The following is a 20,007-nucleotide window of genomic DNA, read 5'->3' as shown; positions in this document are numbered from 1 at the left end:
GCCCTCCTTACGCGGTCAGGTCGATCTCGACGAAGGCGTTGGGCTGCAGGACACCGAACGCGGCCCGCATCTCGGCGAGGATCGCGACGAGGTTGCGGACGAAGAAGTCCGCGTGCGAGTCGGTCATCTGGATCGATGCCTGCTCGCGGTCCCACAGGACGGCCTTGCGGAAGTCGCCCACGTAGCCGGTGCCGGCGGGGACGGCCTCGGTCTCGATGACCGGCAGGCCCCACAGGACGGACGCAGACCCGACGCCGGACGGGCCGCCGAAGTAGAACCGGCCCTCGTTGTCCTGCAGGAGGTCGATCGTCTCCAGGTCCGCCGGGTTGAGGAGGTACGCGTTGGCGATCGATCGGCCCACGGTGCGGACCTTCGTCTTCGCCTTGCGGGCGGTGGTGAGCGCGTTGGTGTCCCAGGCCTGCGCCTGCACGCCGGAGACGTTGCCGAGGCCCTCGAAGTTCTCACCGGTCCCGTCACCCGAGATCATCTGGTCCTCGAGTTCCTCCTCGAGGCCGTAGCGCAGGAACGCGTCGATGAGCGTGCGGATCTGCGCGGCATCCGACAGGGCCCGCTTCGTGACCGGGATCCAGTGCGCGATCGTGCGCACGGGCGTGGTGACCTTGGCGGCGGCGAGCGCCGACTCGGGCTTGTAGCCGCCACCTGCGTTGTTGACCAGTGCGCCCGCTCCGCCGGGAGCGGTCGGCGCGGCCGAGGATGTGGCCTCCGCCACCGGGGCAGCGTTGTTGGTGGTCGACGTCATCCGCACGTACTCGACGGTGTCCGACGTGGTCGTGCCGTTGGTGACGACGTCGCGCAGGCGCAGCGGACGCTGGAAAGAATCCAGCGCCACCTGCAGGCCACGCATGTCGTTGGTGACGAACGCGCCCGCGGACGTGTCGGACAGGCCGGTGACCAGGCTCTTGTAGCCGACGGGCAGGGACTGGACGCGCTGCTTGGCGCCGAACTGGCCGTTCGCCGTGGTGCCCATCAGGGCGGCGTACTCGGCGGACTTCACGAAGTGCTCACCGAGCGAAGTCTTCTCGTCGGGCACGATCAGCCCGCTGGGCGTGCGCCGCTCGCCAGACTTCTTCTCGTTGAGGGCGATGCCGTCGCCGAGATCGGCCAGAGCAGCCCGGATGCCGGCGTCGCCCTTGGCCTTGGCCAGGTTGTCCTTGGCTTCGGTGGCCTTGGCCATGTGCTCGTTGAGCGCGGTGCGCTCGTCGTCGTGGAAGTCCCGGTCCTCGGCCTCCGCCTTCGCGGCGATGGCGCGGGCCTCGGTGAGGTGGTGCTTGATCTGGTCGGTGAGCTCGTCAATCTTGACGGTCATGTCTCCTCGTTCCGGTTAAGCGCCCAGCTCGAGCAGGTCGAGATCCAGGCGAGTAAGCAGGCGGGAGGGGGCGGCACCGACCTTGGCGGCATCCTCTGCGGATGCTTCGCGGGGGTCTGGCGTGGACTCTTCCTCTGTGCTGCTGGGGGCGGGTTCTGCCTTGAGGTCCTGGGCGGGCTGGATCTCCGGCTGTTCCGACGGCTGGCTGCCGTCAGGGGCGGGAGGTTCCTGCTGGCCGGACTCTTCGGTCTTGCTCTTCTCGGGCGTTGCCGCCGCGAGTACCTCACCGATGGCGGCGTGCGCCTTGGAGAGGGAGTCGTAGTTGGCCTGGCTGAGAACGCGGCCGGCCTTCGCGCCGCGGGCCAGGCCGTGGGCCTTGGCCGCGAGGAGTTCGGTCTCCTGGTTGGCGCCGACCAGGCAGGGGCCGACCTCGTGGAGCTTGAGGCGGCGGAGCTCGTAGTAGCCGCCGTAGCGGTGGCTTTCATCCTCGACCCAGGCGCCTTCCTTGACGTCGTAGGCGAAGGAGAACTGAGTGACGCGCCGGCCCTTCAGCAAGCGGTACACCTGGGCGCTGGTCGGGTTGGTGTCGAGGTCGTCGATCTGGCCGGTGACCTCAAGTCCCTGCAGGGTCTCGACTGCCTTGACGACGACACCGACGTGGGCGAACGGGTCGCCCCAGGCGTGGGACCAGATCACGGGGATCGGGTCGCCTTTCTCGCCCCACTCGGCCAGGGTCTCCGTGAACGCGCCCGGGCGGACGACGTCGCCGACACTGTCCTCGTTGCCGAACACGCTGACGATCGCGACGAACTGCCCCTCGGCCAGCCCGTCGGCGACGCCCGCCGCCTTCACCCTGGCGGTGAAATCCTTGGTGCGCACGTCATCCCTCCTTCGCATAGTCGAGAGTGCAGTTGCAGTTGACGAGCTCATCGGTCTTGCCCTGGCCGTCGCCCGGCCAGCGGAGGCCGTTGGAGAAGACGTCGTCGAGGCTGACGGTCTGGCCGTCCTGGGCCTTGTGGGACGGCCGCGGGTTGCGGCCACCGGTACGCCAGATCTTCTTCGTCAGACCGGACGCCGAGGCGGCATCGTGACCACCGAACGAGCGGAGCTCCGTTGAAGCTGTCGCCGCGCGCAGGACGGCCGCCGAGCCCCAGGACGATGCGGCGCCCTGCAGGCCTTCGCGCCAGCCGTCGCCGCCACGCTCCTGCACGGCGGCCACGGCCTTGCGTCCGGCTTCCTCGTGCTGCTCCGCGTGCGTGTGCGCGGCCGCGAGAATCCAGGCCAGCATCACGTCCGCCGACCAGTTCTCGGCCTCCGGATTCCAGGCGTTCAGGACCTCCCAGGCGCCGACCTGTGCGATGCGGTAGCCGTGGTCAGCGAGGAGGGCCTCAAGCTGGGCGATCCGGTCCTTCGATCCGGCAGCCCAAAGCGCCAGCAGGTCAGGCATGTCGCCGGCCTTCACACCGGCAGCTGCGAGTAGCTTGTCCGCTGCTCGCTTGGTCCACTTCTCCAGCGACGTCGCAAGGGCGTCGCCCTCGGTGCCCGCGGTTCCCAGGTCAGCCGGCCTGCCGCTCTTCACCAGCGCCAGGCCCCGCGCTTTTGGGAGCGCCGCCGGATCCGGCGCCGTGTCCCGCGGCGACGCGAGGCCGCCCTCAGTCACGTTCATCGGAGTGATCAGCGAGTCGCCGCCATCGATCGCCGGAAGGTTGTTCCGGGCCCGAGTCTCATTGACCGTCATCCAAGGGCGGCCGGTAGCCGTTGATGCGGCGACCGCCTGCTCCTCGAAAGAGCCGCGTAGCTTCGCGTCGATGTTGAATTCGCAGTAGACATCGCTGTTGTCGCCGGGCAGGTCGGGCAGGATCTGCGCCACGATCTCCTGCTGCAGCATCACCATCCACGGACCGAGCGTGTCCTGGTACAGGTGGGCGTGCTGCTCCTTGATGTTGGAGTAGGTGGCGTGGTCCAGGATCCCGATCAGCGGCGGCGGGATGAAGTACGCCGCCGAGACCTCTTCACGGGTCAGCTTGCGGGCCTCGATGTACTGGGCCTGCTCCGGGTTGAATCCCACCGGCACGTAGGTCATGCCGTCCTCAAGGATCGGCGTGCCACCCTCGGCGCCGCCGCCCTGAGAGAACGTCCGCCACATCTCGCGGAAGCGGGTCTTCTCCGTGGCCCCCCAGTCGGGTGCATCCATCGGACGCTGCAGGACACCCGTCAGACGGGCGCCCCCCTTCCACATCTGTGACCGCTGCCGGGCCGCCTCGGACGACTCGAGCAGCAGATCACGCAGCGACTCGATGGGCGAGGAGCCGACGGTCAGATTGTCGGGCGAGTAGCCGTGAATGTGGACGACCTCATCGACCGCGAAGTCGCGGCCTCCCGCCGTCTCGTAGTACTTCGGTGCGATCCAGTTGCCCCCGTGCGGGCGGATCAAGGAAGGCGGGACGGGGAGGATTCGGAGCTGGCCGTCGAGCTTCAGCTTGATCCCGTACCAGTGGTCGTACACGCCGATATCGGAGACCATCCGCTCGACGAAGCGGTACGTCGTCATGCCGGGCATCGGGGATGCTAGAAGCTTCGCCAGCGGATGATCCGTCAGCCGCTCCCGGTCGGTGTCGCTCACCCGGCGGAACGTGTGGATTCCCAGCTGCGCGATGTTCCGGGCGAGGAAGCCGATGACCGTGCGGACCTGGGGTTGGGTACGCCAGATCGTCTCGTACTCCCACGGCATCGCCGGCAGGGTCATCGCTGCGTATCCGGGAGTTACGCCAGCGCCGGTGACGGCGAGCTGGCCGGAGGAGACCACGAACGCCATCAGCCGCCACCGCCCGCCGAGAGAACCTGAGTGAACTCGATCCGGTGCCGCTCGATGACAACCTCGCCGTCCATGCGGTGGGGGGATCGACCAGGCTCCAGCAGCTCGGCATCCCGCAGGACCAGCAGCGGGCCACGCTTGGCCCACAGAACGCCGCTGAACGCCTTGTCAGCCAGGTTGACGACGACCCTCTTGCGTACCGCGGTACGACGCCAGGCGAACATGCGGCCCCCTCTCGGCGGCCGCTACACGACCATGATCTCTTCGTCGTCCGCGTAGCGGGACTTCCGCCGCGGGGGCCGGGCGACAACCTCGGCCATAGCCGTGGCGAGCGCCGAGACGCCATCGATCTTGTCGCCGGAGTTCGCCTTGTCAGGCTTCACGTTGCCGGCCGGGTCCATCGCCACGGCCAGGTTGTCGACGCACCAACGGGCCACCGGATGGCCGCCGTGCCGAAGCGCCGGAGATTCCGGCGTCCCCTGTAGCGTCAGCCGCTGGATCTCCTTCAGGACCGGCGACATCGTCGCGAAGCCCTGACGGACCTTGACCATCGGCGCCCGCTCAGACACCAGGTCGTTGGTCAGCTGCGAGGCGTTCCAAGGGTCGTAGCCGATGCTCTTGACCTTGAAGAAATCCCGGTCGCGGCGGATCTGCTCCTTGATCCAGTCGTAGTCCGCGACGTTCCCCGGCGTCGCCACCAGGAAACCCTCGCGTACCCACCGGCTGGCCGCACCCGCGGTCCGCTTGTCCAAGGCACGGAGGTTGTCCTCCGGCGTCCAGAAGCGGAACAGGGCGTCCAGCGTGCCAGTCTTGTCGTCCGGGAACAGCCAGCAGAGCGCGCAGAGGTCCGACGTGCTCGCGAGGTCCAGACCGCCATACGCCTCCCGCCCCTCGAAACGCCGCTCGTCGACCATGCCCGCATTGCGGTCCCAGGCATCCAGCGTCAAGAACCTGGTGGTCTGCTTGGTGCGGATGCCCAGGTGCAGGCGCAGAAACTTGGCCAGGTCGGCCGGCGACTGCTGGGCCTCCGCCGACGCGCCGCGCAGGTACGCCGCCGAAGGGCTCACCCCATAGCCCGGGTTGGCCTTCCGCCACGTCGCCTCGGCATGCGGGTCGTCGTCCTCGCCAGCACCCCAGACCACGCCGTAGGTGTCGAGGTCGTGGAGGGCGCCGCGCGCCAGCTGCTCGATGTACTGCCGCTTCCGGTCGTAGATCGACTCCTGCTTGCCCTCGTCGGCCGTCGTGATGATGATGACCAGCGGCTGCCGGCGGGAACCGGTACCCGTCTCGATCGTCTCCACCAGGTCCGGGCTCTTGTGGACGTGCAGCTCGTCGATGATCCCGCCGTGGACGTTGGCGCCGTGCAGAGCCTCTGCCACCGACGAGACGACGGTGAAGTACGAGCCGGACGCCGGGTGCGTGATCTTCTTGGTGAACGCCTTGACGTTTCCCTTCAGCGCAGGCGCCCGCTCCGCAATCGTCTTGATCGGGTCGAACGTGTACCGGGCCTGCTTCTCCGACGTGGCCGCCGCGTACACCTGGGCGCCCGGCTCCGAGTCCGCCGCCATCAGGTACACGGCGATGCCGCCGCTGAGAGTCGTCTTGCCGTTCCTGCGGGGCACGTCCACGTACAGCTTTCGGACGATCCGAACGTAGCCCTCGGCCTCGTCGTCCCAGCGGACCCAGCCGAACACCGGCGCCAGGATGTACGCGACCTGCCACGGGTCCGGGTCCAGCGGCTTGCCCGCCCACTTGCCCTGCGTGTGACGCAGCAGGTGGAAGGACTGCAGGACCTTGTCGACCTTCGTCGGGTCGAAGACTGCGCCCGGCGCCTCGCCAGGGTTGGGTGTCTGGATCTTCGGCGGGCAGTCCGGCACAGGGATCCCACGGTCCTGCAGATACCAGGCGACCTCCGGGGAAATCCCCAGGTCAGCCGGATCCGGCGAACGGGTTCGCCTCGTCGCCATCGTCGCCCCCGCTTCGCGCCAGCGCCTGCTCCGTGGACGGCGTCAGCCCGAAGTGCCCAGCCCACGAGCGGACTTCCCGGCCGGCCGCCCGCGCGATGGCCACGGCCGGATGCGCCAGGGTTCCCTGCCGCGCCTCGATCGTCAGGCCCTCTCGCTGCACCGTCTCCGTCGCCTCCCGGAACGTGGCCCACGCCTCGCAGTAAGCGGCGAGCGAAGCCCGGTCGGACTCCTTCACGAGGTCCAAGCGGGACAGCTCCGGCATGACCCGGTCCCACTCGGCAGCCGCCTCAGGCGACAGCCAGTCAGGGGCTTCGGGAGGTAGGCGCTTGAAGTCGGGCCCGGAGTTGACCTTGCGGCCACCGGAGTCCCGGCCGGTCGAGCGGCCTTCGATGAGCTTGAGCCCTGCCGGCTTGGCGGTCCGGGGCATGGTCAACACCCCCTGGAACCAGTCACTTAGCGTTATCGCAGGTCAGGGGCTTGATCCCCCTATGGCCGTTCTGAGCGTGCGCCTTCCCAGCTCACCGCGGCGCTGTCCAGGATGTCCGATTTGGTGATTTTGACTCCCCTACCCCCTCCTGGGGGTCCTCCCGGGGTCAAATCCGGGCTCTCGGGAGCCGATTTGGGGCTCTCAGAGGCCCCAAAATCGAAGATCCGGAGGCCATTTTCTCACCTCAAATGAGCCCTGTACAGGGTCAAAAGGTGAGCCCTGGACCGTCCGGACGCGTCCTCCGACGTCGATCTTGGGCTGATTTGACCTCGTGATGAGCCTTGCACAGCGTCTGGACGTTCGCGGGATCCCATTTCGAGCCCCCTTCAGACAGAGGGACGATGTGATCGACTTCGAGACCGATCCTCGACCCACACCATCGACACTGAGGCTCTGCTTCGAGTCTCTGAGCCCTGAACGTGCGCCACTTGCGTGTGCTGCCTGAGCCCCAAGCCTTGGACTTGTTGACCCATGCCTTCCTCTGGTGAGCCTCGCACCTGCCCTGCGTGGTCAGCTCTTGGCACTCGGGATCCCCGCACCGCGAGGGGGGTGAGGTCGGCATACCCCCTCCCCTCCAGATACCCCCTGCCCCCTTGAAGGGGGGTGGGGTGTCTCCTGGCTCCTAGGAGGGGGTGATCTCCTGGAGGGCTGCCATGATGCGTCTGGCGATGTACGCGTGCCCTGCATCGGTGGGGTGAACGCCGTCGATACCTATGTACGTGTCAGCGTTTCCAGTGCCCGTAGTGGCCCCTACGCGCCCTGTACCCGTGATCCATGCCCCGTGGGTCGCTATGAGCGTCCCTGAGGCGTCGTAGCAGCCCCCTGTGATCGGGCTGATGAACGGAAGGTTCGCTGCGGCGGCTGCCGCCCTCAGGGTGGCGTCCGTATTGGTGAGCGACGCTCCTGGAGACCCCGTTGGCGACCAGCAGCCGATGACGTAGACCGCTGCACTGGGCAGACCGGCCTTGATGGTGCCGTACAGGCTTGCCGCGGCTGCCGAGATGGCCGGCTGGGAGCCTCCGTTGTCGTTGTAGCCAGCCCAGACGATGAGCTTCGTCGGGGCGTTGGCGATGACGTCGGTGGCGACGCGGTTGGCGAGGGTGGCGTAGCTGCCAGCCGTGATGTAGCCGGTTCCGCCTCGCGCTTCGTTCCAGCAGTTGTCGTAGCCGAGCAGGGAGGCCGTCTTGGCCGCCCAGGTGCCTGCTCCGCCTCCCGTGTTCAAGCTGGACCCGTCGGAGAGGCTGTCACCGAAGGCCATGAAGCGGCCTGGGCGCGTAGCCGTGGACCACATGATCGCCCCTGGGGGAAGGTGAACCCCCCCGAAGGGCACCGTATAGAAGTCGAAGCGCACGACCCTCGGCTGGGCTGCTCCGAGGTTGACGGTCATGAGGTGAGTACTGCCCGGCGTGATGCCGCCTATGGGCTGCATGAGGTCGGTGTAGCGGCGGCCGTCCACGGTGAGCCGGTAGCAGCCTGCGCTCTGGTAGTTGAAGCGGAGCTGCAGAGCGGTCGCGTCGGTCCCGAATTCCACAGACCAGACCGATTGGGAGCTGGACAGGGTGCCGCGGGTGTTGGGGTAGCGGCTGATCGGTAGGACGTTGCTGCTGTCCGGCGTTCCAGAGCCGATCTGGAAGCCCGTAGCGCTGAGGTAGCGGAATGGGCCGGTCACGTCGGAACCCGCCAGGGCGACGCCCGCAGGCGCGTACTTGATGTAGCCGGCGCTGGGCGTGCCGGTCTGGGCGACGCTGATCGACGTCGGCGCGGGTGCCGGGCCGAGGTTCTCGAGGAGCATCCGCCACGGGTAATCGGTGTTCGCGTAGACCTTGCCGGAGGACGTCCCGGAGTGGGCGAGCGCGATCGTCACCATGCCGGTGCTCGTGATGTGCGCCGCAGCGACGGTGAACATGCCGGCTGACGCGGCCTTCGAGAAGCTGACGCTCGGGTAGAGCTCGGGGGCTCCTTCGGTCAGCGGCGACGCTGTGCCGGAGGCTCCGTATTGGGCGATGGCTCCGGCGCTGGTTAGCAGGGCCAGGTCCATGAAGTGGGCGCCGACGTACATCATCGAGAGGTGTACGCGGATGCGGTCTCCGGCGGCTGCGGGGATGGAGCACTGGAGCGGGGTGCCTACGGAGGTCGTGGCGATGATCCACGGCGTGGATGACGTCAGGTCGACGACGGCGCCGTCGGTGATGCGGGCTTCCGCGGTGCGGATTCCTGCTCCGTCTGTGCCGGCAACACCCTGGAGGCCTTGCGCTCCGGTCGCGCCGGTCGGCCCGGTGGGCCCCGTCGCTCCGGTGGCCCCCGTGGCGCCTGCGGGGCCGGTGGCTCCAGTCGGGCCCGGGTTGCCCTGGGGGCCGGTGGCGCCTGCAGCTCCGGCGGGGCCTGTGGCCCCCGTGGGTCCTGTCGGTCCGGGATCGCCCTGCGGCCCTTGGGGGCCCGCCGCTCCGTCGATTCCGTCAGTTCCGTCGGCTCCCGCAGGGCCCGCGGGTCCTTGCGGTCCGGTGGCCCCTGTCGCTCCCGTCGCTCCAGTCGGCCCTTGGGGGCCGGTGGCGCCCGTAGCGCCCGTCGGCCCTGCAGGTCCCTGGGGCCCTGCAGGGCCGGGAACGGTGACGTAGTCGCCCTGTGCCGGGCTGGCCGGTGCGAGCGTGGACAGGTTGACGGTCGGCCCGAGGCTCGCGGCGAGGAGGATGTCGTAGCCGTCGCTGGCCGCGTCGTAGGGCCGCTCGATGACCTCGTAGGTCCACCCGGTGGGCGTGAAGCCGTCGGCGTCTCCGGCGAGGAGTTCGACGCTGAGGGTGCCGTTGACCCATTCGCCTACGGCATCGCCCATGACGATCAGGCCGTGCTCGGTCGAGGTGACGGTGCGGACGCGGGGCCGGAAGATGACCTTGCCGCGCATGGGTCCGCCGTCGGGGTGGGCCCGGTCGTCTACGACTGTGACGGTCTGGACGTCGTCGGGCAGCGGCATGGCGGACCTCCCTCGGGGTGGATCCGCCGCGCCGTGCGGCTGGTTGGCTACTCGCCTGGCGTGGTCGCTTCGCCGTTGACGAGGGTCGCGAAGATCCGCGCTTGGGGTTCCTTGCTTGCCGCGACGGGCTGTACGAGGATCTCGCCGCCAGCGCCCTCGATGGTGATGAAGAGCTGGGTCATTTCCTTCTTCAGGAACACGGCGAATATCCCGGTGAGGGCTACGCGGGTGGCGGTGATGCGCGCCTTGGCCTCTTCGCCCCGTTCCAGGGTGACCTTCGCGCCTTCGACGGGCACGTCCATCTGGTTCGGTGACCGGAACTTGCCGCCGAACATGGTCACGCCGGCTGCGGCTGCTGCGCCTCGGATCTTGCTGAGGCGGGCCGCTGCGGCCTTCTCTTCTGGGGTCTTCTTGCTGCCGAACATGAGGGGTCCCTTGGTCGCGGTTCTGGGACGGCTCATGCTGCCGCAGGCTGGCCTGATTCCGCAGTGGTTCAGGCGGCCTTGGCTCCGGCGGGCAGTGGCGGCGGATCCCCGAGAGTGACCTCGCCCGTCCATTCGTCCACGGTCTTGCGGGGCATCTTCCGCAGGTCGTAGCGGGCCGCCTTGCCGCGGCCAACGACGTCGATGCGGCCTTCGGATGCCCAGCGCCAGATGGTTCCGATGGGCCGGCCGGTGTAGTAGGCGGCGTCGGCTGCGGTGGCGAGCCAGGGTCGGTCCATGCGCCGCCTCCTGGAATGACGAAAGGCCGTCCTTGGGTGGACGGCCTGAGCGCGCACGAGTGCTACTTCAGCAGATCATGACTTCGGTGGTGACTCGTGTCAAGTGCTCGGCTCTGATGGGAGACTGCGCTCATGAGGGTGTCGTTCATGGTGCGGTGCGCGACGGAGGCCGACTGTCTGGCCGAGCTGGACTGGTTGTGCCGGGAGCGGGGAGCGGTGGTGACGATGCTGCCGACGGACCGGTGCGGCGACGGCTGGCTGGCCCGCGCGGTCCCAATGACGAAGGCCCCCGCGGTCGGCGAGGGCCTGTCGGTGGAGCGGTAGGCCTGGGTTCAGTTCTTCCGGGCGGCCTGGATTTCGTCGATGGTTGCTCCGGCTGCCAGGGCTGAGTTTTTGAACGCTTTGGCTTCTTGCATGTCTTCGATGCTGGGGCCGTCGTCGGTGTTGTCCCAGGCTGCCTCGACCCGGTCGAGTGCCTCGGCGGCAAGTTCGATGGCTGACTCCTTGCTCATGGTTTTCTCCTACTGCTTGTTGATCGTTTTGGCGAACAGGCCTCGGGTCTGGGTGCTCACAGTGTGGTGCTCCTGGTGGACGGGCCCGGCGTAGTGGTGGTGGTGCTCCGCTCCGATGCCCTGCATGCCGCGGCTGGCGGCCTTGATCAGGGATCCGATGGCGAGGATCAGGGCGACGGGGGCTGCTCCTCCGATGGCGAGGGCTGTGGGGCTGACGTGGCCGAGCGTGTACAGGACCAGGGAGGTCGCGCCTCCGATGGGGAGCGAGGCGGCACCGGCGGCGAGCATGAGGGCGCTGGCGTCGGTCGCCTTCTGGCTCATAGGGGGCCGGCCGGGCTGGGGCACGGGCTCGGCGGCTCCGATGGTGGGGTTCGGGGTCGGGTCGCGGTAGGCGGTGGCTGCGATGCCGTCGAGTTCGGCGAGGATGGCTTCGGCCTGCCGGCGGGCCGAAGCGCGGTCGGTGGTCATGGCCGCCCTACTTGCTGGAGACGGAGTTGACGGTGTCGCTGGCGGTCTGCACGCCGGTCCCAATGATGCTCTGAACCTTGGCGACGCCTTCGGCGCCCCACGGGGTGGCGACGACTAGGACCCAGAAGAGGCTGACGGCGAGGAACTCGCGCTTCTTGAAGCTGGGATCCCTCTTCATCCAGATTCCGAGGCCGACGGCGACGAGCAGGAACAGGCCGGTGGTGGTGAGCGTCATGGCTGTACTCCGGTTTCGTGAGGAGGGGTGAGGCGTGGCTGTTTAGGCGTCGAGGCGTTCGGTGGTGTGCCAGTCGCGTTCGACCTTGCGGAGCTTGCCGAGGCGTTCCAGTCGAGTGGTGGCGCCGGCGACGTTGGCGGGCTTGAGGTCGGTTACCTCGGAGATCTGCTTGTTGCGGCGGGCGCCGGCGTCGACCGCGTGCCAGACCTTCTGTGTGCGGGTGAGCGGCACGAGGTCGTCCAGGTCCTCGTCGTCGGCTTCCGCCGTTGGTGCTGAGCGATTGGTGTCGATGACGGTGATCTTCTTGCTGCTCTTGGACTGCTGCTCTTTGCTGAGCTCGCGGAGGAACTCCTCTTCGTCCGCCGCGTCGAGGTGGCGATACTCATCGCGCCGCAGGTAGGCCGGACCGGCGGCCTCGGCCTCGCGGTCAGTCAGGGTCTCCAACGGGAACTGGCGGCTGAGTCGTGCAGGGTTGGTGTGGAAGGCGGCTCGCGACTGCGTGTACTGGTCTTTGCCGTCGGCCATGTAGAAGACTCCGCCGGTCTCGGAGCCGTCCGGGAAGCGTTCCGGTAGTGGTTCGAGCCGGTACTTGGGGGTGCGGGAGCCGAGGGACATCACGTCCACGTCGGCTCGGGCGGTGCGGAAGAGGGCGATGTTTCCGGACTGGAGCATGTCGCGAATGGCGTTCGCGCTGGCGTCCGATCCGAGGCTGTCGAGGTTGGGGATCTGGACCCAGATTCGTGCACCGATACCCGCGGCGCGGGAGAGCCGGCCGACGCTGGAGACGGACCGCAGTAGCGGCTTGACGTGATCGGCCTGCGGATCCTTAAGGACCATCTCGTTGAACTCGTCCCAGGTGACGGCCATCGGGGCGAACGGCTCGCCGGGTACGAAGAAGCTCCGGCCGTTCTCGGTGAATCCCTCGGCGTCGAGCCACTGCATCTTCATCTGCTCGGCGTAACGGTATTCGCTGACTCGGTTGGCGCCCTGGCCCATGAGCATGGCCCCGTAGGGGGACTTGACCAGCCAGTCGAGGTCATTCATCCAGGGGGCGTATCCGGCGCCGCCCTTGCCGTCGGCGAGCCAGGACACGAAGCCGTTCCGGCGCTGGGCGACCTGCAAGTCCTCTTCCAGGGAGGTCTTGCCGGCGCCAGTGGTGCCGGAGCCGAAGGCGTGTACGGCGCTGGCGGAGGAGCGGCCGGACAGGCCTCGGCGTGCGGGGTCGTACTTGAGTAGCCTCCATCGGGTCGGAAGGCCGTAGATGTCCTTGCCGACGGTGATGTAGCCCTGGTCGTCCATGAGGAGGGCGTCCAGGTCGAGGGGGACGCCGTCCTGGAGGGGGTTGATGCTCATCTCGTTGACTTCAATGCGGCGGGAGTCGAGGACACGGAGGTGAAGCCGGGATGCGGCGCCTTCGCCCTGGAGGTCGAGGGCCTGGGCGATGATGCCGGCCTGTACGTCGGCGACGCCGGACCCGCGGCGGGGCATGAGGAGCTGGAAGCGGTTGCCGAACTCGGTCTTTTCGACGTCGTACAGCTTGCTGCCGTTGTAGGGGTTGAATTCGTCCCAGACGGCTGCCAGGTCGTCCATGTCGGGGCCGCTGGTTGCAGCGGCCCGCAGGCGGACGGTGATCTTGGCACGGTTGGCTGGCATGTCGACCGGCTGGTATATGTTCACCGCGCGCGGCGGGACGTCGAATGCGATCGATACCGGGTCCTGCCCAAGGGAGGCTGCGGGCCTGGCGGTGGTGGAGACGATGACCGCGGTCAGTTCGTCGGCGTTCACCTGAACGTTGACCAGCCTGGATTCCGGCAGTGGGCCCCGTTCGCAGGCGATCCACTCGGCCCATCGGGCCTGGTACCAGTCGGCGGCCGCAATCTCGGGCTCGGGCATGACTGCAGGAGCGGGCCGGCGAAGAGTCCTGACTCCCCACGTTGCGGCGAGGGATCCGATGCCCAGGTGAGCCCACCAGGGCATGGCGATGAAACCTGCAGCGGGGAGTACTGCCAGCGGCCCGGCACGCAGGATCATCTCCGCAGGGGTGTGCTTGCGCCACCAGCCGGTGTCCCAGTTGGGGAGCGTTTTGGCCCAGGCGCTGCGCAGCATTTCGCAGCGTGCCCGGCGGGCGTCGGCGGTCACTTCCCGGATGAGGGCGGGGCGCTGGGGGTGCCCGTACCAGCCGGCGGGGATGCCCGCCGCTATGGCCTCCGCGCCGGTCTGAGTGAGGCGGCGGCGCATGCGGCGGAGAGTTCGGCGGTAGCCCCGCCGGCTGGAGCGGCACATCCATTCCCACGGCTGGCCGTGTCCGGGCAGCCACCGCCAGGGTCCGGGCAGTACGCCCAAAGCGGCCCAGCCGGCTGCAATCCCCGTCGTGCCGAGGGTGGTAGCGAGGAGCATGCCGTCGGGCATGACGGCGGGCGCGAGTCCGAGGGCCGCTCCGATGTACAGGCCCGGGTTGCGCTTCATCTCGGAGATCCGCGCCTGAGCGCTGGTCTCCGCGTGGTGGGTCTCGTCGTGCTCTTTCTGGGGTGCGATGGTGGTTGCCATCGGGGCCTCTTTCGGAGTCCGTGTGAGGGTGCGGAGGGGCCGCGTATGTGGCGCGGCCCCGTCCGTGGCCTGGCGTTTGGGGCTGAGGGGTTAGCGGGGCCGCAAGAACTGGGGATCGGCCATCTGCACGTTGTGGGTGCGGTTGGCGTCCGCCATCCGGCCATGCTGGGCGTGCGTCTCGCTGTCCAGGCCCTCCGCTGCGGTGGACAGGGAGTCGGCTGCCGAGACGATCTGGCCGACGTTGCCGGCCATGGCATTCGAGAGGTTCGCGATCTCCATGTATGCGGTCGTGGTCGGTTCGTCCACGACCAGGCGGGTCATCGCCTCGGAGAGGTAGCGGGCCGAGTCGGCCCGGTCCTCGAACCGGGACTGCAGGCGTTCGACGGCGGCCTGGGTGCGGGCCGCGCGCACGCCGTAGGCGGCTGCCCTGGCAAGTACGGCGGCGTAGGTGGCGTTCATGCTCAGGCTCCCTGCGTCTCGTAGGTTTCGGCAGCGGCGTTCGTGTCCTCGCTGTCGACCGCGTCGGAGATGTAGAACTCCCGCTCCTCGACTTCCTCCATGTCGGCTGCGATGCCGGCGTAGAGGCCCTGGCCGGCCAGAAGGAGGGCCTTGGCCTTCACGACTCCCTCACCCTGGGCGATGGTGTTGGCGTCGAGTTCGTCGAGCTGCGCGAGGATCACCCGGTACTGCTCTGCGCACCGGGAGATCCAGGCCTGGACGCCGGGGCTCTTGAGCTGCGCGATAAGGGAGTCGGCCCGTCCGATCTCGCGTTCGCAGCGTTCTCGAATCCGCCTGTATACGCTCCGGTCGTCCTCGCACATGAGGGAGAGTTCGTCGCTCTCGTCCATGACCGAGTCGTAGGTGACTTCTGTCGCCATCCGGCCGGTCCCTCCTTCGGTTGTCGCTGGTGCGTTCGGGTTGGCGGATTCGGCGGGCTCCGGCACGTGTTCCGACCGGGGCTCGGGGACGGTGGGCTCCGGCGCGGGTGCAGTGGTCGCCGTGCCCGATTCGATCGGGGCAGGGTCCTCGGCGTCCTTGCTCTCCGGGGCCCCTTCGGGCCTTTCGGGCGTCACGTTCGCCGGGTCGGCGCTGCCCACGGTCGGTGGGGTGGTCGGCATTGGCGGATAGGCCGGCATCGGCGGCACTTGCGGGCCGTGAACCGGGGCCGGGTCGGGTTCGCCAGCGGCCTTGCGGCGCTTGCGGTACTCCAGCAGGGCTGAGCGGCCGGTGTCCTTCGCCCAGTGCACTCCCCTTGCCGCCCAGTCACCGGCCAGTCGTCCCGCTGGGGTTGCGACGCGGGCGACGGGGGCGTATCCCCGGTAGCCGGCCCGGAAGGCCTCGGGAAGAGTGACCGGACTCGGTTCCGACTTCGGGTCGTCAGGCGATCCATCCGAGGAGGCCGGGATGCCGTGCTTCTCGGCGATCCTCCGTACCGCCTTCTCGTGGCGGACTTGTTCGCGGATCAGAGAGCGTTGTGCCGGGCTGATGCCCAGCTTGGCCTGTTCGCTCTGCGCCCCCGCGGCCCACGCCAGTAGGCAGGCGGCGAGCAGTATCTCCATCGCTTCCCCTTCACGGTCTGCGACGGGGAGAGGTGAACGGCCTGCTTGTGCGCGCACGTGCGCGCGTAACAGATCGGAGAGTTCATCTCTACCCAGGTGAATGAACGAGTGAATGATTACGGTGTGTAGCGATCCGTGATGCGTTGGATCGCGTCCGCCGCTTCCCGCCAGGCCCGGTTAGCGATCACCGGATCCACGTGCTGGAGGGTGCTGCGCAAGCGATCCATCCGCCGGGTCGCACCGGTCTTGGGGGATGCGGCATCCGCGCGCTTGATCTCTTTGGTCCAATAGTTCGAGCTCATGACGCCATCCCTTCGGGCTCGGGGCAGGTGGGCCGGGTCTGCTTGCCGGGTCTGCGAACGTTCCGCTCACCGGGTCACTCCTCGGCTGACCTGCGGGTTTGTGGTTCCGACTGCTTCCGGCAGTCTCGGCAAGGTCCAGCGGCTGATGCTGCTGGGCCCTGCCGGCTGTGCCGGGCGCGGGTTAGGCGGGTACGGCTTCGGCTTCGCGGGTCTCAATCTCGCCCCAGGTCCGGCGGACACGGTTCTCACGGGCCTGGAACCCGGCTTCACGGAACGCGGCATACGCCTGGCGGTAGGAGCGGGGCGGCTTCATCGCGTACCGGAGCCAGCGCACGACGACTTCAAGCTGCTCGTCGGTGAGGGTCACGCCCGGCTCAGGAACGTCGACGCCGGCTGCTACGGCAAGTTCCTCCAGGGTCATGGCGTCCTCGACGAGGACCTGCTCTACTTCAACTTCACTGTCCGATTCGTCCGCGGTTGCGGGCGAGATGGCCACGGCTTCGATTTCCGGGATGACCAGCGTGGCCACCGTGTGGCCACCCTGCTCAGACAGGGTGCGGCCAGAGTCCGTGGCCACGGGGCGCGGCCCGACGGTCAGCAGCTCCCGGGACATGAACGCCAGGGCCTTCTCACCGTGCTTTTTGTCGGCCTCGGCGAGGGTCTTCTCGGCCTTGGCCCGGGCCTTGCTGATCTTCTTCTGGGCTGCGGTCAGGACCTCAGCGCGGGCGGTTTGGCGGTGCAGCTCGGCGAGGTGCCCGGCAGTCTCATCGAGGACTTCGGTGCGGGCCTCCGATCGGAGCTGACGGGCGTCGGCCGCTGCGAGGGCGTGAGCGTTGCGGGCTGCAGCGGACTGGTCGGCGATCCGATCGGCCGTGGCGGAGTCCGCCAGCACGTTGCTGGAGAAGATCCGAAGACCCATGAAGACCGCGGCGGCGGCCGGTACGCCAGCGAAGATCTGGGCGTGCCCGAGGACCAACAGGGTCGCGGTGGATACGCCGATGGCTGCGACAGTCAGGCCGAGCATGACGGCCATGCCGATCCTGGACCGCTGCCGGATCGCTACCTCGGACATCCGAAGGGCGCCGATCCACAAGGCGTCGTACACCAGCGCGATCGACCATGCGGCGACGGTGGCCAGGGTGCCGTGCAGGCCGAGCATGTGGCCCAGCTGCCCGCCGACCGTGATGGCGACAAGGATGAGGGCCGCGAGGGTGAGGAGCTTCTCGACGACGGCGAACACGTCGAGCTTCTTGATCCACTCGGGGGGGCTCATAGCCTTCCTTCCTGAGGGCTGCGGCGGATGTCAGGCGGCGCGGCTGGCGTGGTCGTCGAGCTGGTCGGCGAGCTTGGTCACACCCGGGTTCGCCATGTCGTAGGCCAGGACCTCCCAGCGGGCCGCGGCCCGGCCGGCCCTCGTCGTGGCCTGCTCGTAGGCGGCGATGAGCTGCTCGCGGACTTCGTACTCAGCCCAGGCGGCCTCCAGGTCGGACGGCTGCTCGATCTCGGTGACGTTGGCGTTCATGACGGTGGTCCTTCCGTTGGTCAGGCGGTGTAGTAGGCGAGGGCGTCGCATGCTTCGGTGGTGCTGAGGGGGCCGTCGTCGAGGCCGGACAGTTTGCGGGCCTGTGCCTGAACGTCGGCGGGGGTGACAGCCGCGGCCTTGCAGCCGGCGGCACAGAGCGCGAGGTGAGCGGCCTGGCGGGCAACCCGCATGCGGTTGATGGCCCGGTACTCGGCGTGCCGGTCAATGGGCACGGCTACTCCTCAGCGGTTGCGGCGCTTGGCGTCGTAGTCGGCGCGGATATCGACGGCGAGCGAGAGCATCCCGTCGCCGAGCTCCTCGGCCGTGTATCCGGCGGCAACCCGGCGGCCGGCCTCGGTGGCTTCCTCGGGGGTGGCGCCGTTGGCGAGGGCGTCGGTGACGGCCTTCTCGACTCGCTGTGCTGCCTTGCTCCAGCCCATGACGGGGCTCCTTCCAGTGGTCAGGCGGGTGGGGTTACGGCTTGCGGGTGTCGATGGCGAGGAACGTGATCGTGTAGTCGCCGTCCTCGTCGGGCTCGTAGTCGGCGGGCGCCTGCTCCAGGTCCGCGATGCGGCGGTCGTAGGCGTCCATCTCGTCCGACGGTTCGGGCATGGCTGTCCTCCGGTTGGTCGTGCCGGGGTGGGTCTTGCTGCGGTGGGTGTGCTGCTGGCCGGTACCGAGGGCGATTACTCGCCGTCCTGCGGGTCGATCGGGTCACTGTCGCCCTGCCCGCACCAGTCGCAGGCGGTGATCGCGGCGCTCATGACGTCATCGCCGGGCGGCGGACGTAGGAGGCGGCGGCGTGGCGGCCTTGTCGGCGGCGGACATCTGGGGCTGCTCGATGATGAGCGGGCCGGCGCCGCGCTTGATCCCCGCAGCGATGAGACGCCGGGCCGGGGTGGGCGCGCCCTGTTCGTACAGGGAAGCGCTGGTCAGGATAGGCTTGTGCGACATGCGGATCCTCCTGGGCACAGGTAGGGGTTCGCAAGGCCCTGACCAGGTGTGCAAGACCTGGTCAGGGCCGTTTGCGTTGGGCACATTCAGAGGCTATCCCATTCAGGGGTCGCTTGTATAGGATAGGCGGGAGACATCTTGGAACGAGAGGAGAGGCCCATGGCGCCAGCCACCTACATGGACGTAGCAGACGCGATCCGACGCGACGTCGAGGCGGGTCGCTGGCCCATCGGCGACCCCATCCCTGGCATCGACAGACTCAAGGACGAGTACGGCGTATCCCGGCAGACAGCCAACCGAGCCGTCCAGCACCTCGTCGCCAGCGGCCTGCTCTACTCGGAAGGCCGTCGCGGCACGTTCATCCGGCCGCGTCTCGGGCCGCCGGCCGTAGTACGGGACCGCATCGCCTACCGGGACGAGATCGGCTACTTCTTCGACCGCAACGCCCAGGATTGGCGTGGCGTTGGCAGCGGCTCCCAGGCCGTGGGCGTTGCACCCGACGAAATCGCGGACGCTCTCGGCGTACCCCGTGGCGAGCACGTCATGATCCGCGACCGGTCCGTCGGCCCGCCGGAAGCCGAGTTCCCGCACCAGCTGGCCACCTCGTACCTGCCCATGCCCCTGGTGGGCGAACTCCCGATCCTGGGCGCCGCGAACACCGGCCCCGGCGGTATCTACGACCGGATCGAGGAGCACTTCGGTGCAGCCATCGAGTGGCGCGAGACGATAAGGGCGCGGCCGTCGAGTGATGAGGAGCAGCTGCGCTTGAAGATCAGCTCCAGCATTTGGGTGCTGGTCGTGACTCGCGAATCCCGCGTCGGCGACCTTGTGGTCGAGGTCAATCAGACGCGAATGGCAGCAGACATGTTCGCCGTGTCGTACCACGTAGAGCGCGACGAGTCGGCTTCCTGGCCCCGGACCCCCTGACCCGAACGCACTGAAGCGCCCCTGGCCGGCTCGGCCGGGGGCGCTTCGTCATGCTGCGGCTCGCTGTGCCAGTGCCATCTCCCGGAACTCTTCCCAGCCGTAGCCGGTGCCGCACTTGCGGCAGGTGATGGCCGGCGCATCGACGGGGACGTGCATGGCCTCTCCGCAGGTGCAAGTGGCTTTGATGGCGGGCGCCGGTTTGCCGCCGTCGATGACGGCCTGGTAGCGGCGGCAGTGCATGTCGATCTCGTGGGCGAACGCGTCGAGGGCGGGGTGCCGCCAGATGGCTTGGGGGAGGTTGCGGCGGAGGGTGGCGACGGCTTCGTCGAGGCGGTGCTGGAGTCGGCCGCCGCCGCCGTGGATGCCGAGTCCGTAGGTGGACCAGTCCTCAACCCAGCCTTCCAGCAGGCTGACGATGCCGCCGTTGGCTGTCTCGTTGAGGATGTTGAGGTTGCCGGCTATGCCTGCGGTGGCGCTGCCGCTGACGCGGGGGCCGCTGCTGGGGGCGCCGGGTTCGTTGCGGAGGCAGAGTCGGGCGTACAGGCCGCAGGGTCCGGCGAGGGCGCGCAGCCGGTCGTCGATACGGCGTTCGCAGGGGCGGCAAGCCATCCTGCCGAGTTCGTCTTCCCACAGCTCGCGGGTGCAGACCAAGCAGTTCACGGACTCGTTCACGGCGTCTCCTGTGCGGGCGGTACG

Annotated in this window: 26 protein-coding genes; 2 read left to right on the top strand and 24 right to left on the bottom strand. The window is 68.5% G+C overall.

All coding sequences use genetic code 11. From position 1 onward, the window contains the following. Window positions 1-7: 7 nt before the first annotated feature. The 10 genes from ADK52_RS25530 to ADK52_RS25490 all read right to left on the bottom strand — a co-directional run bounded on the left by ADK52_RS25530 (window position 8) and on the right by ADK52_RS25490 (window position 10,285). Window positions 8-1,327 carry a phage major capsid protein gene (locus tag ADK52_RS25530; RefSeq protein WP_053692170.1) on the bottom strand — a complete coding sequence of 440 codons (1,320 nt, stop codon included), beginning with the start codon at window positions 1,325-1,327 and terminating at the stop codon, window positions 8-10. A 15-nt stretch (window positions 1,328-1,342) separates the two neighbouring features. After that, window positions 1,343-2,206, bottom strand: a complete 864-nt coding sequence (locus ADK52_RS25525) for an HK97 family phage prohead protease (protein WP_078988589.1) — start codon at window positions 2,204-2,206, stop codon at window positions 1,343-1,345. Between the two features lies 1 nt (window position 2,207). Further along, the gene (locus ADK52_RS25520) at window positions 2,208-4,142 is read right to left on the bottom strand and encodes a phage portal protein (protein ID WP_053692169.1); all 1,935 of its coding nucleotides are present in this window, start codon (window positions 4,140-4,142) and stop codon (window positions 2,208-2,210) included. Then, window positions 4,142-4,366, bottom strand: coding sequence for a hypothetical protein (locus ADK52_RS25515; RefSeq protein ID WP_053692168.1), 225 nt, complete (start codon window positions 4,364-4,366; stop codon window positions 4,142-4,144). Before ADK52_RS25515 ends, ADK52_RS25520 begins: the two co-directional genes overlap by 1 nt. A 21-nt stretch (window positions 4,367-4,387) precedes the next feature. Then, a complete protein-coding gene (locus ADK52_RS25510) occupies window positions 4,388-6,019 on the bottom strand; it encodes a terminase large subunit (protein WP_234344227.1) in 1,632 nt (543 codons plus the stop codon). 52 nt (window positions 6,020-6,071) lie between these two features. Further along, the gene (locus tag ADK52_RS25505; RefSeq protein ID WP_053692166.1) at window positions 6,072-6,536 is read right to left on the bottom strand and encodes a phage terminase small subunit P27 family; all 465 of its coding nucleotides are present in this window, start codon (window positions 6,534-6,536) and stop codon (window positions 6,072-6,074) included. A 265-nt stretch (window positions 6,537-6,801) separates the two neighbouring features. Next, on the bottom strand, window positions 6,802-7,158 hold the full coding sequence (locus ADK52_RS45085; RefSeq protein WP_078988588.1) for an HNH endonuclease: 357 nt from the start codon (window positions 7,156-7,158) through the stop codon (window positions 6,802-6,804). A 60-nt stretch (window positions 7,159-7,218) separates the two neighbouring features. Then, window positions 7,219-9,564, bottom strand: coding sequence for an SGNH/GDSL hydrolase family protein (locus tag ADK52_RS25500; protein WP_053692165.1), 2,346 nt, complete (start codon window positions 9,562-9,564; stop codon window positions 7,219-7,221). 47 nt (window positions 9,565-9,611) lie between these two features. Beyond that, window positions 9,612-9,989 (bottom strand): hypothetical protein, encoded by a 378-nt coding sequence (locus ADK52_RS25495; RefSeq protein WP_053692164.1) that lies wholly within the window; start codon window positions 9,987-9,989, stop codon window positions 9,612-9,614. 68 nt (window positions 9,990-10,057) lie between these two features. Next, window positions 10,058-10,285 (bottom strand): hypothetical protein, encoded by a 228-nt coding sequence (locus ADK52_RS25490; protein ID WP_053692163.1) that lies wholly within the window; start codon window positions 10,283-10,285, stop codon window positions 10,058-10,060. Between the two features lie 132 nt (window positions 10,286-10,417). Here ADK52_RS25490 and ADK52_RS25485 point away from each other — a divergent pair, with 132 nt between their 5' ends. Next, window positions 10,418-10,609: a hypothetical protein gene (locus tag ADK52_RS25485; protein WP_053692162.1), complete on the top strand. Its 192-nt coding sequence runs from the start codon at window positions 10,418-10,420 to the stop codon at window positions 10,607-10,609. A gap of 8 nt (window positions 10,610-10,617) precedes the next feature. Here the strand turns inward: ADK52_RS25485 and ADK52_RS25480 are convergent, their stop codons facing one another. The 13 genes from ADK52_RS25480 to ADK52_RS25425 all read right to left on the bottom strand — a co-directional run bounded on the left by ADK52_RS25480 (window position 10,618) and on the right by ADK52_RS25425 (window position 18,384). After that, window positions 10,618-10,797 carry a hypothetical protein gene (locus tag ADK52_RS25480; protein ID WP_053692161.1) on the bottom strand — a complete coding sequence of 60 codons (180 nt, stop codon included), beginning with the start codon at window positions 10,795-10,797 and terminating at the stop codon, window positions 10,618-10,620. A 9-nt stretch (window positions 10,798-10,806) separates the two neighbouring features. Further along, a complete protein-coding gene (locus tag ADK52_RS25475; protein ID WP_053692160.1) occupies window positions 10,807-11,265 on the bottom strand; it encodes a hypothetical protein in 459 nt (152 codons plus the stop codon). Between the two features lie 7 nt (window positions 11,266-11,272). Beyond that, on the bottom strand, window positions 11,273-11,500 hold the full coding sequence (locus tag ADK52_RS25470; RefSeq protein ID WP_053692159.1) for a hypothetical protein: 228 nt from the start codon (window positions 11,498-11,500) through the stop codon (window positions 11,273-11,275). 42 nt (window positions 11,501-11,542) lie between these two features. Then, window positions 11,543-14,047: a hypothetical protein gene (locus tag ADK52_RS25465; protein WP_053692158.1), complete on the bottom strand. Its 2,505-nt coding sequence runs from the start codon at window positions 14,045-14,047 to the stop codon at window positions 11,543-11,545. Between the two features lie 90 nt (window positions 14,048-14,137). Further along, window positions 14,138-14,506, bottom strand: a complete 369-nt coding sequence (locus ADK52_RS25460) for a hypothetical protein (protein ID WP_053692157.1) — start codon at window positions 14,504-14,506, stop codon at window positions 14,138-14,140. Window positions 14,507-14,508: 2 nt separating this feature from the next. Continuing rightward, on the bottom strand, window positions 14,509-15,606 hold the full coding sequence (locus tag ADK52_RS25455) for a hypothetical protein (RefSeq protein ID WP_053692156.1): 1,098 nt from the start codon (window positions 15,604-15,606) through the stop codon (window positions 14,509-14,511). A gap of 116 nt (window positions 15,607-15,722) precedes the next feature. Continuing rightward, window positions 15,723-15,908: a hypothetical protein gene (locus ADK52_RS25450; RefSeq protein WP_053692155.1), complete on the bottom strand. Its 186-nt coding sequence runs from the start codon at window positions 15,906-15,908 to the stop codon at window positions 15,723-15,725. A gap of 181 nt (window positions 15,909-16,089) precedes the next feature. Next, window positions 16,090-17,181 carry a hypothetical protein gene (locus ADK52_RS25445; protein WP_053692154.1) on the bottom strand — a complete coding sequence of 364 codons (1,092 nt, stop codon included), beginning with the start codon at window positions 17,179-17,181 and terminating at the stop codon, window positions 16,090-16,092. Window positions 17,182-17,211: 30 nt separating this feature from the next. Further along, window positions 17,212-17,430 carry a hypothetical protein gene (locus tag ADK52_RS25440; RefSeq protein ID WP_053692153.1) on the bottom strand — a complete coding sequence of 73 codons (219 nt, stop codon included), beginning with the start codon at window positions 17,428-17,430 and terminating at the stop codon, window positions 17,212-17,214. A gap of 20 nt (window positions 17,431-17,450) precedes the next feature. Next, window positions 17,451-17,663 (bottom strand): hypothetical protein, encoded by a 213-nt coding sequence (locus ADK52_RS25435; protein ID WP_053692152.1) that lies wholly within the window; start codon window positions 17,661-17,663, stop codon window positions 17,451-17,453. Window positions 17,664-17,672: 9 nt separating this feature from the next. Continuing rightward, window positions 17,673-17,870, bottom strand: a complete 198-nt coding sequence (locus ADK52_RS25430) for a hypothetical protein (RefSeq protein ID WP_053692151.1) — start codon at window positions 17,868-17,870, stop codon at window positions 17,673-17,675. Window positions 17,871-17,904: 34 nt separating this feature from the next. Further along, entirely contained in the window at window positions 17,905-18,042 is a 138-nt protein-coding gene (locus ADK52_RS42555) for a hypothetical protein (protein WP_159046027.1), read from the bottom strand. 156 nt (window positions 18,043-18,198) lie between these two features. Continuing rightward, a complete protein-coding gene (locus ADK52_RS25425) occupies window positions 18,199-18,384 on the bottom strand; it encodes a hypothetical protein (RefSeq protein WP_053692150.1) in 186 nt (61 codons plus the stop codon). A 159-nt stretch (window positions 18,385-18,543) separates the two neighbouring features. Between ADK52_RS25425 and ADK52_RS25420 the strand changes: the two genes are divergently transcribed. Continuing rightward, window positions 18,544-19,311: a GntR family transcriptional regulator gene (locus tag ADK52_RS25420; protein WP_053692149.1), complete on the top strand. Its 768-nt coding sequence runs from the start codon at window positions 18,544-18,546 to the stop codon at window positions 19,309-19,311. A 48-nt stretch (window positions 19,312-19,359) separates the two neighbouring features. Here ADK52_RS25420 and ADK52_RS25415 read toward each other — a convergent pair whose 3' ends face one another. Beyond that, window positions 19,360-19,983: a hypothetical protein gene (locus ADK52_RS25415; protein ID WP_053692148.1), complete on the bottom strand. Its 624-nt coding sequence runs from the start codon at window positions 19,981-19,983 to the stop codon at window positions 19,360-19,362. Between the last annotated feature and the right edge of the window lie 24 nt (window positions 19,984-20,007).

The organism is Streptomyces sp. WM6372 (assembly GCF_001279655.1).
GTDB lineage: Bacteria > Actinomycetota > Actinomycetes > Streptomycetales > Streptomycetaceae > Streptomyces.
The sequence above is the reverse complement of the archived record's forward strand: the minus strand, read 5'-3'. Positions and strand labels throughout refer to the sequence as shown.

Excerpts from the sequence above, each read along its gene's own strand:
- ADK52_RS25530 (WP_053692170.1), bottom strand. The coding sequence starts at position 1,327 with ATGACCGTCAAGATTGACGAGCTCACCGACCAGATCAAGCACCACCTC.
- ADK52_RS25520 (WP_053692169.1), bottom strand. The coding sequence starts at position 4,142 with ATGGCGTTCGTGGTCTCCTCCGGCCAGCTCGCCGTCACCGGCGCTGGC.
- ADK52_RS25515 (WP_053692168.1), bottom strand. The coding sequence starts at position 4,366 with ATGTTCGCCTGGCGTCGTACCGCGGTACGCAAGAGGGTCGTCGTCAAC.
- ADK52_RS25505 (WP_053692166.1), bottom strand. The coding sequence starts at position 6,536 with ATGCCCCGGACCGCCAAGCCGGCAGGGCTCAAGCTCATCGAAGGCCGC.
- ADK52_RS45085 (WP_078988588.1), bottom strand. The coding sequence starts at position 7,158 with ATGCCGACCTCACCCCCCTCGCGGTGCGGGGATCCCGAGTGCCAAGAG.
- ADK52_RS25500 (WP_053692165.1), bottom strand. The coding sequence starts at position 9,564 with ATGCCGCTGCCCGACGACGTCCAGACCGTCACAGTCGTAGACGACCGG.
- ADK52_RS25495 (WP_053692164.1), bottom strand. The coding sequence starts at position 9,989 with ATGTTCGGCAGCAAGAAGACCCCAGAAGAGAAGGCCGCAGCGGCCCGC.
- ADK52_RS25490 (WP_053692163.1), bottom strand. The coding sequence starts at position 10,285 with ATGGACCGACCCTGGCTCGCCACCGCAGCCGACGCCGCCTACTACACC.
- ADK52_RS25485 (WP_053692162.1), top strand. The coding sequence starts at position 10,418 with ATGAGGGTGTCGTTCATGGTGCGGTGCGCGACGGAGGCCGACTGTCTG.
- ADK52_RS25480 (WP_053692161.1), bottom strand. The coding sequence starts at position 10,797 with ATGAGCAAGGAGTCAGCCATCGAACTTGCCGCCGAGGCACTCGACCGG.
- ADK52_RS25475 (WP_053692160.1), bottom strand. The coding sequence starts at position 11,265 with ATGACCACCGACCGCGCTTCGGCCCGCCGGCAGGCCGAAGCCATCCTC.
- ADK52_RS25470 (WP_053692159.1), bottom strand. The coding sequence starts at position 11,500 with ATGACGCTCACCACCACCGGCCTGTTCCTGCTCGTCGCCGTCGGCCTC.
- ADK52_RS25465 (WP_053692158.1), bottom strand. The coding sequence starts at position 14,047 with ATGGCAACCACCATCGCACCCCAGAAAGAGCACGACGAGACCCACCAC.
- ADK52_RS25460 (WP_053692157.1), bottom strand. The coding sequence starts at position 14,506 with ATGAACGCCACCTACGCCGCCGTACTTGCCAGGGCAGCCGCCTACGGC.
- ADK52_RS25455 (WP_053692156.1), bottom strand. The coding sequence starts at position 15,606 with ATGGAGATACTGCTCGCCGCCTGCCTACTGGCGTGGGCCGCGGGGGCG.
- ADK52_RS25450 (WP_053692155.1), bottom strand. The coding sequence starts at position 15,908 with ATGAGCTCGAACTATTGGACCAAAGAGATCAAGCGCGCGGATGCCGCA.
- ADK52_RS25445 (WP_053692154.1), bottom strand. The coding sequence starts at position 17,181 with ATGAGCCCCCCCGAGTGGATCAAGAAGCTCGACGTGTTCGCCGTCGTC.
- ADK52_RS25440 (WP_053692153.1), bottom strand. The coding sequence starts at position 17,430 with ATGAACGCCAACGTCACCGAGATCGAGCAGCCGTCCGACCTGGAGGCC.
- ADK52_RS25430 (WP_053692151.1), bottom strand. The coding sequence starts at position 17,870 with ATGGGCTGGAGCAAGGCAGCACAGCGAGTCGAGAAGGCCGTCACCGAC.
- ADK52_RS42555 (WP_159046027.1), bottom strand. The coding sequence starts at position 18,042 with ATGCCCGAACCGTCGGACGAGATGGACGCCTACGACCGCCGCATCGCG.
- ADK52_RS25425 (WP_053692150.1), bottom strand. The coding sequence starts at position 18,384 with ATGTCGCACAAGCCTATCCTGACCAGCGCTTCCCTGTACGAACAGGGC.
- ADK52_RS25420 (WP_053692149.1), top strand. The coding sequence starts at position 18,544 with ATGGCGCCAGCCACCTACATGGACGTAGCAGACGCGATCCGACGCGAC.